Source organism: Rhodococcus sp. (in: high G+C Gram-positive bacteria) (assembly GCF_049286785.1).
Lineage (GTDB): Bacteria > Actinomycetota > Actinomycetes > Mycobacteriales > Mycobacteriaceae > Rhodococcus_F.
Genome location: NZ_JBAQEO010000477.1, coordinates 1 through 6,050, shown reverse-complemented (window position 1 = coordinate 6,050; position 6,050 = coordinate 1). Strand labels below are relative to the sequence as shown.

General features: G+C 62.9%; 6 protein-coding genes and 1 pseudogene. All 7 read right to left on the bottom strand.

Features of this window, described 5'->3' with window-relative positions:
* Positions 1–319 (bottom strand): annotated as a pseudogene (locus WAW17_RS17220) (hypothetical protein); the annotation flags it as partial.
* Positions 316–1,248, bottom strand: coding sequence for an ABC transporter permease (locus WAW17_RS17215; protein ID WP_422334151.1), 933 nt, complete (start codon positions 1,246–1,248; stop codon positions 316–318). The pseudogene WAW17_RS17220 and the gene WAW17_RS17215, both read right to left, overlap by 4 nt.
* Positions 1,245–1,532 (bottom strand): hypothetical protein, encoded by a 288-nt coding sequence (locus WAW17_RS17210; RefSeq protein WP_422334150.1) that lies wholly within the window; start codon positions 1,530–1,532, stop codon positions 1,245–1,247. Before WAW17_RS17210 ends, WAW17_RS17215 begins: the two co-directional genes overlap by 4 nt.
* Positions 1,533–1,542: 10 nt before the next feature.
* Entirely contained in the window at positions 1,543–2,610 is a 1,068-nt protein-coding gene (locus WAW17_RS17205; RefSeq protein WP_422334149.1) for an ABC transporter ATP-binding protein, read from the bottom strand.
* Positions 2,607–3,698, bottom strand: coding sequence for an ABC transporter ATP-binding protein (locus WAW17_RS17200; RefSeq protein ID WP_422334148.1), 1,092 nt, complete (start codon positions 3,696–3,698; stop codon positions 2,607–2,609). Before WAW17_RS17200 ends, WAW17_RS17205 begins: the two co-directional genes overlap by 4 nt.
* Before the next feature lie 11 nt (positions 3,699–3,709).
* Positions 3,710–4,759 carry a class I SAM-dependent methyltransferase gene (locus WAW17_RS17195; protein ID WP_422334147.1) on the bottom strand — a complete coding sequence of 350 codons (1,050 nt, stop codon included), beginning with the start codon at positions 4,757–4,759 and terminating at the stop codon, positions 3,710–3,712.
* A gap of 84 nt (positions 4,760–4,843) precedes the next feature.
* The coding region (locus tag WAW17_RS17190; RefSeq protein WP_422334146.1) for an ABC transporter substrate-binding protein at positions 4,844–6,050 on the bottom strand (1,207 nt) is incomplete at its 5' end.

Sequence of the window (6,050 nt, the reverse complement as noted above, 5' to 3'; positions counted from 1 at the left end):
GTCGAAGGCCGTACAGCACGCGGCTGTAGACGTCGCGGCCGAGAGCATCGGTACCGAAGAGATAGCCGTCCTCTCCGCCGAGCCAGAACGGCTTGGTGTTGGTTGCCGACAGGGTCTGCACGGTGGGATCTTGGCTCGCCAGCAGTGGTGCGAAGACCGCTGCAATGACCAGTATCCCGAGAATGACGAAGCCGATCTTTCCGGTCGGGTTCGACCAGGCTTTGCCGAACACCTCACGGGTGCGTCCGCGTGAGCGCGCCTCGGCCTTGGGGGCTGACCGTGTGCCGGCGTTCTTCTTGGTGGAGGCTGTCGATGTCATGCGGACACCTTCGTTCGAAGTCGGGGGTCGAGAATGCGCACAACCGCATCCATCGCGATATTTACGATGGTGATGAGAACTGCCATCACGAACACGCAGGCCTGCACAGTCGGGAAGTCACGCGATGACACGCTGCGTACGAGCAACTGGCCGAGCCCGGCGTAGTTGAGTAGCGGTTCGAGAATCAGCAGTGAGCCCATCATCAACGAGAACAGGATGCCGAGGAAAGCGACGAGCGGGGGGATGGCGAGTGGCATCGCGTGTTTGATCAGTACGGTGCGCGGTGAAAGGCCCTTGGACTTGGCCATGGTGACGGGCCCTTGGCCCAGTGCGTCGATCAACTGTCCGCGTGTCAGACGCGTCATGGTCGAAAAACCCTGCACGGTAAGGACCGCGACCGGAATGACCAGGCTGATCGCTCCCTTCGAACCGGTTGCGGGAAGCCAACCGAGGGTGATCGCGAAGATCAGCACCAGCATCAGAGCGAGGATGAAGTAAGGGATACCGTCGAGGATGAAGGCGCCCGCCATGAGCGCTCGGCCACGCTTGTTTGCCTGGTTCAGTGCGGCGTAGGTGCCGATGCATGCTGCGAGCAGAGCTGCGAGAATGATCGAGGGAATCACGATCGAGAGGCTCGGGACGAGACGGTCGATCGCCAACGTTCCCGAATCGACCTTGGACACGAAGGACGTGCCGAAGTCGAAAGTGAAAGCGCCCTTGATCGAGTCGACGTATTGCACGATCAGCGGGGCGTCGAGGCCGAGTCGCACGCGGGTGGCGTCGATGACGTCCTGGCCGGATTCCGGGGGAGAGAGCAATACCGCCGGGTCTCCGGACATGCGAGAGATCACGAACAGGAACGTCGTGACACCGATGATGACGGTGGCGAGAAGGAGCAGCTTCCGCCAGAGATAACCGAGTATTTTCATGATGCGGCCGGCACTTCGTAGTGATTCGACGCGGCCGAGATCAGTCGCTGAATCAATTGGTCACGCTCAGTTTTGAGCGTCTCACGCAGTTCCGGATCGGTGATCGGTGCGTCCAACTCGTCCGCGGCAAGCGTATCGTGTCTGCGAAGCGCGTTCTCGAGCAGAATCTGGCGGTCGCGCAGTACCCACACCTCGGACGCGAGTTCGAGGAGCATACGCATCAGCGCGTCGTTGTCGGCATCACCGTTCAGATACCGGGGGTCGTCCAGTGCGAATCCTGGCATGAGGGTCGTCCTAACTGCTGGTCGAGGTGGAGAGGGCGTCCGAGCGCGTCGCGACGGTCAGCGGCAACGGCGACCGCGGCGCAGTCGCACTGTGCGTACTCGTGTTCAGGGTGAGTTCGCCGGGGAAGTGGCAGGCAACCTGACGGCTCTCTCCTCCGGAGGTGCTGGGGAATGTGGTCAGTGCCGGCTCGTTCACCGCGCACGTGCCGCGAGCGATGGCGCACCGGGTATGGAACGGGCAGCCGGAGGGCGGGTTAACCGGTGAGGGGAGGTCGCCGCTCGGCAGGACGCGGTTCTCCGGGCTCAGCTGCATCGAGGCGAGTGACGCGGCGTACGGGTGCAGCGGTTCGTCGAAGACCTCGTCGGAGGTTCCGGTTTCGACGATCCGGCCCAGGTACATCACCGCGATTCGGTGGCTGAGGTGGCGAACCAGCGACAGGTCGTGGCTGATGAACAGGTAGGACAATCCACGCTCGGCCTGGATGTCCTGCAACAGATTCACCACCTGCGCCTGAACCGACACGTCGAGTGAAGCAGTGGGTTCGTCGGCCACGATCAGCGTGGGATCGAGCATGAGTGCGCGGGCGATGCCCACACGCTGACGTTGGCCACCGGAGAGTTCGTGGGGGTAGCGACTACCCATTTCGCTGCCGAGTCCGACTCGATCGAGCATGTCGGCTGCGGCTCGTCGGCGAGCGGACTTGTCACCTATACCGTGCACGGCCAAGGGCTCGGTCAGGACGTCCTCGAGCTTGAGGAACGGATTGAGCGAGGTGGACGGATTCTGGAACACCATTGCCGAGCGACGGCGCAGGATCTGGGACAGCTTGCGGCCCTTGATCTTACTGACGTCCTGGCCTTCGAACAGGATCTGTCCGGAGGTAGGCGTGTACAGGCGCAGGGCCGTGCGACCGACCGTGGTCTTGCCGCTGCCGGATTCGCCGACCAAGCCGACCGTCTCACCCTTGCGAACCGCGAGGGAGACACCGTTGACGGCGCGGATGGTCTGGCGTCCCTGGCCGGGGAAGTGCTGGTGGACGTCCTGGAGATCGAGGATCGTTTCGGGTTGGGAGGTCATCGCTGTGCGCTCGCTTCCAGTGTCGGATCGGTGACAATCGGACCCGGTGTCGGATCGGTGACAATCGGATCGGCGACGGGTCCGGCGTCCTGCACGCGCAGGCACGCGGTCATGCGATCGCCGGCGGCGTCGAGCGAGACCAACTTGGGTCGGCGTGTGTGGCATTCATCGACGGCGAAATCGCAGCGGGGTGCGAACGAGCAACCGGGGGGCAGGTTGTCGAGTGCCGGCGGGCGGCCTTCGATGGTGCGGAGGCGGGTTCCGGAATTGTGCTCGGGCGCCGTCTGCAACAAGGCCCACGTGTAAGGGTGCTGTGGGTTGCTCATGACCTCGGCGACGGGTCCCTGTTCGACGACCGCGCCGGCGTACATCACGACCAGACGATCCGCGATGCCGGCGATCACGTCCAGATCGTGCGTGGCGATGATGATGGTCAAGCCCATCTCACGGTTCAGCTCACGGAGCAGTTCGAGAATCTGCGCTTGCGTCGTGACGTCGAGTGCGGTGGTCGGTTCGTCGCACAGCAACAGAGAAGGCTTGGCTACCAGAGCCATCGCAATGACGACGCGCTGCAACTGACCGCCCGACATCTGGTGCGGGTAACTCCTGAGTCGGGACTCGGCGTCGGGAATTCCGACCCGCGCGAGAGTTTCGGCGGCGAGGGCGCGGGCGTCCGCTTTGGACAGCTTCGGGTCTCCCGATCGTGCGGACTCGATCAGTTGCGTTCCGATGCTGTGCATCGGGTGCAGCGAGCTCCACGGGTCCTGCAAGATGACGCGCGCTTGGCGGGAGCGGAACTCGCGCAGCTCAGGTTTGGTCATTGTCGCGATGTCGTTGTCACCGGCGATAATCGAACCGCCGATCCGGGCGCCCCAGGGGAGCAGGCGCATGGCGCCGAGCATCGCGGTGGACTTTCCGGAACCGGACTCGCCTGCGAGGGCTACTACCTGCCCGGCCGGCACCTCGAAGCTGACGCCGTGCAGAATCTGCAACTCGTCATCGGTGCGGGGCAGGTGGACAGTGACATCGCGAAACGAAAGCGCGAGTGGCTCGGCCGCGGGGTGCGCGGTGGGGGGTGCGGTGGTCACGTCAGGAATCCTCATTCAGGCTTGCGAGCGGTAGTCACCCACGGGTACGACTCGGGTCCGTGAGCTACTTGGTTGATGTCGACGAACCCGGCGTCAGCTGCCGCTTGCACCAGGTCGATGGTTGCGGAGGTGCGCCACCAGGGCTCGTTTCCGTGAGCGGCGTCCCAGTCATCAAGCCACGCTTGGTAAGGGGAGCGTTCCGAGTACGGCGCAACGTCGGAGAAGTGAACGTGTCCACCCGGCTTCAGGAGTCGGAAGGCTTCGACGAACAACTGACGGATCGTGTGCGGGGGAACCTCGTGCAGCAAGATGAATGACGTGACCAGATCGGCTTCACCGCCGGGTAGGCCGGTGTTCTCGGCAGCGGCGTGGATACCGGTGATGGTGATACCGGCATCTTCGGCTCGACGGAGCGCGTACTGAACCTGAGTGCGGGACAGATCGACCGCGGTGATCTTTGCCGTGGGATACGTTTCGGCGAGCTTGAGCGTGTATTGACCTGTGCCGCAACCAAGATCGACGATTCTCTCATACGTGCCCGCGGGTGCAGCAGCAGCTATCACGCCGCGCTGGCCGAAAATGTCGCCGGGGAAGATCTTCTTCAGAAGATAGTGGTAGATCATTTCGTGGTGAATGAAACCCATGTGCGGGTGTCCGTCCCAGCCGCCGGCAGTGCCGTGGAACTCGTAGTCCCAGTAGCGGGGAACATCGTCACCGATATGGTCGACGACCTCACCGGCGGGTGTTGCGAGCAGTTCGAATTCGGATCGCTTGCGATTGAAAGCCGCTGCAGCGCGCGGTGTTGCAACTCCGCGGCTCCAGGACAGGATGATTCCGAGCAGGCGTTGCGCCTGGAGTTCTTCGAGTACTCCGTCGACACGAGTACGCAATTCTGCGATGTCCTCGTACGGGGTGTCGAGAACACCAGTAGCATCGACGCGCTCGCGAACCTGCTTGCGTAGTGGTGTCAGACCGGCTCGTAGTGCTTGCAGGAATTCCAGTTCGGAGCGCCCGCGCTGGTCGATGAGCTCACCTTTGGTCAGGGGCGTGCTAGTGGTCACTGGGACTCCTTCCCTAAACATTCAGAGCTGATCGAAAAAAGGAAGTGCGGGGCTACCCCTCACGTGCAGCCCCGCACTGGTGAATCAGGCGGTGGTGGTGGCCTGGTCGAACCGGAGCATGATGCCGGTGGTGAAATCGACACCCTTCGTGCCGGCTGTTACGCCGCCGACGGACGGGCGAGCGTAGGTGAAGAGGATGTACGACTGCTCTTTGATGTACTCGCTGCACGCGATGAGCTTCTTTTCGCGGGCATCACGATCGAGCTCTTGGCGGCTGGCGGTGTACAGTTCGGTCCACTTGGGATCGGAGACCATCGGACGCTTTCCCGAGGATACGAACGAGAACGGACGATCCGCGTCGAAGACACCGGTGTACGAGGTGCCTCGGAAGAACAGGTCCGCGTCGGTACCCTCACGGAACTGACTGATCCACACGGCGGCCTCGTTGGCCTGGATGGTCGGCTTGAAACCGACCGCGGCGAGCTGTCCACCGATGGCTTCGAGAAGCGGCTTGTACAGGTTCAACCCGGAGATCGTGATCTCGACACCCTCGGCGCCCGCTTCCGCGAGGAGCTTGCGGGCCTTGTCCTTGTCGAATTCGGGCGCGGTGATCGAGTCGGTGTAGCCGAAGACGGACTTGATCGGCAGCTGTCCGGCTTCCGGCGTACCGGCACCGTACGTGAGTGCGTCGATCAGGCCCTGCGAATCAATGGCGGCGTTGGCGGCCCGGCGGACTCGAATGTCGTTGAACGGCGCCTTTGCAGTGTTGAACTGCATCATGTTCTGGCTACCGCTGAAGGCGGAAGTGATCTCGAAGTCGCTGTTTCCGGCGAGGGTTTGCAGGGCGCTACCCGGAAGTTCGTGAGCGACGCTGAGCTGCCCCGATTCGAATGCCGCCGCCATGGCGCTGGAATCGGAGAAGTAGCGCAATTCAACCGTGGGGGTGGCCGCCGTGGTACCCCAGAAGTCGGTGAATGCCTCGAAAGTGACCGAGTTGTCGATATCGAAACCGGGGGCGATTCGGTATGGGCCGCTGCCGATCGGGTTCTTGGCGAAGCCATCGGCGCCACCGGCAGCCAGATATGCAGCCTTGGGGACGATGAAGACCTGCGCGAGGATGTTCATCAGCAGGGGCTCGGGCGTCTTGGTCACTACTCGCACAGTGCTGGGATCGACCGCGATGACGCTGTCGATATTGGCGAGGATCGACGCGGTGGCGAACTTCTTCTCGATGCTCTCGGTGAACGAGAACGCGACGTCCTCGGCGGTCAGCGAAGTGCCGTCGTGGAAC